2 protein-coding genes are annotated in these 1,746 nt (G+C 32.9%); both read left to right on the top strand.

Features of this window, described 5'->3' with window-relative positions:
- Positions 1 to 925: phosphoenolpyruvate carboxykinase domain-containing protein (locus tag COZ07_RS04660; RefSeq protein ID WP_406607421.1), on the top strand; the 925-nt coding region annotated here is incomplete at its 5' end.
- A gap of 271 nt (positions 926 to 1,196) precedes the next feature.
- On the top strand, positions 1,197 to 1,746 hold a 550-nt coding region (locus COZ07_RS04655; protein ID WP_406607420.1), incomplete at its 3' end, for a FadR/GntR family transcriptional regulator.

Below are 1,746 nucleotides of genomic sequence, written 5' to 3'. Positions count from 1 at the left end.
TGTAAATGCAGTGGATGACCCACTAATTTATCAGGCTTTAAATACTCCCAGAGAACTTATTTTTTCTAATGTATTAATTAATGATGGTGTCCCTTATTGGCTGGGTATGGGAAAAGATATACCAGATAAGGGCACTAATCATTCAGGAGAATGGTTCAAAGGCAAAAAGGATAAAGCCGGAAAAGAAATCGACTGTGCCCATAAAAATGCAAGATTTACCATAAGATTAAAGGCCTTAAATAATCTTGATCCTAAAGCCGATGACCCGGCTGGTGTTCCAATAAGAGCTATTATTTATGGAGGAAGAGATTCTGATACCACGGTTCCCATAGCAGAAGCACTTACCTGGGGACACGGTGTATTTTTGGGAGCCATTGTAGAATCCGAAACCACTTCTGCAATTATAGGAGCGCAAGGGGTAAGGGAACATAATCCTATGGCTAATCTTGATTTTATTTCGGTGCCTTTTAAAACTTATATTAAAAATCATTTGAAATTTATTGATGGCCTTAAAGAGATTCCCAAGATTTATGCCACTAATTATTTTTTGAAAGGTGAAAATGATAAATATTTAAACAGCAAATTAGATAAAAAAGTGTGGATTCTCTGGGCTGAGGGGAGAGTCAATAATGAATATGAAGCCATTGAAACTCCTATTGGAAAAATACCAAAATATGAAGATTTAAAAGCGTTATTTAAAGGTGAGTTTGAAAAAGATTATAGTAAGGAAGAATATGAACAACAATTTTCTTTAAGAGTTAAAAAGTATTTAGAAAAGATGGAGAGGATGAGCAGAATCTTTGAAAATATTAATATGCCGGTCACCTTTACCCAAGAGCTAAAAGCACAAATCGAAAGATTAAAAGAAGCCAGGGCAAAATTCGGAGAGGACATAATTTCTCCTTTTGAGTTTTTAGATAAATAAAATTAATTAATCATAGACTTAGATATTTAAAAACAACCACAGAAAAACAAATCTAATAAAATGGGGTCGGAGGAATCCGACCCTCCTGCAAGAACAAACTACTCATATTCACTTTTATCTTCATATCACATTACTTCTAATCATTTCGAAAAATATTCAAAAGAATTTTAAAATATTTTTTAAAAAAGATGGATTTTTTAAATTTATGTGGTATATTAAAAGTAGTTAATTGGGTCACCCAGTAACCCAATAGTTTAAAAAAGAGGTAAATATGGAATTTAAAGAAATTGCTCCGGTCCGTTTATACGAAAGTGTAATAGAACAAATTATGGATTTAATTAAAAATAACGAATTAAAACCAGGAGACAAACTTCCTCCTGAGAGAGAACTGGCTGAAAAGTTATCTATAAGCAGAAATTCTTTACGGGAAGCCTTTCGAGTTTTAGAATCAAGAGGCTTAATTAAGAGTAAGCCGGGGGGAGGAAGGTTTATTCGAGAGATAAGGGAAAACGATCATAATAATACAGAAAATATTATCTTAAGTTTGGAAAAATCTTCTATCTTAGAACTTTTAGAAGCAAGAGAGATATTTGAGGTAAAAATTGCTGAAATTGCTGCCCAAAGAGCCACTCCCGAAGATATAGAAATAATTGAAGAAGCTCTAAATAAAATGAACCAGAAAGAAGAACTAAAAGAGGATAAAAAAACGGAATCAGATACTGAATTTCATTTGGCAATTTCCGGGGCATCTCATAATTTTGTCTTTGTTAATATAATGAAATTACACCTGGATCTATTAAAAGAGACTCGAGAAAAGACCT

This window comes from Candidatus Infernicultor aquiphilus (assembly GCF_002784285.1).
GTDB classification, from domain to species: Bacteria; Atribacterota; Phoenicimicrobiia; order Phoenicimicrobiales; family Phoenicimicrobiaceae; genus Infernicultor; species Infernicultor aquiphilus.
This window is presented reverse-complemented; position numbering and strand designations above follow the sequence as displayed.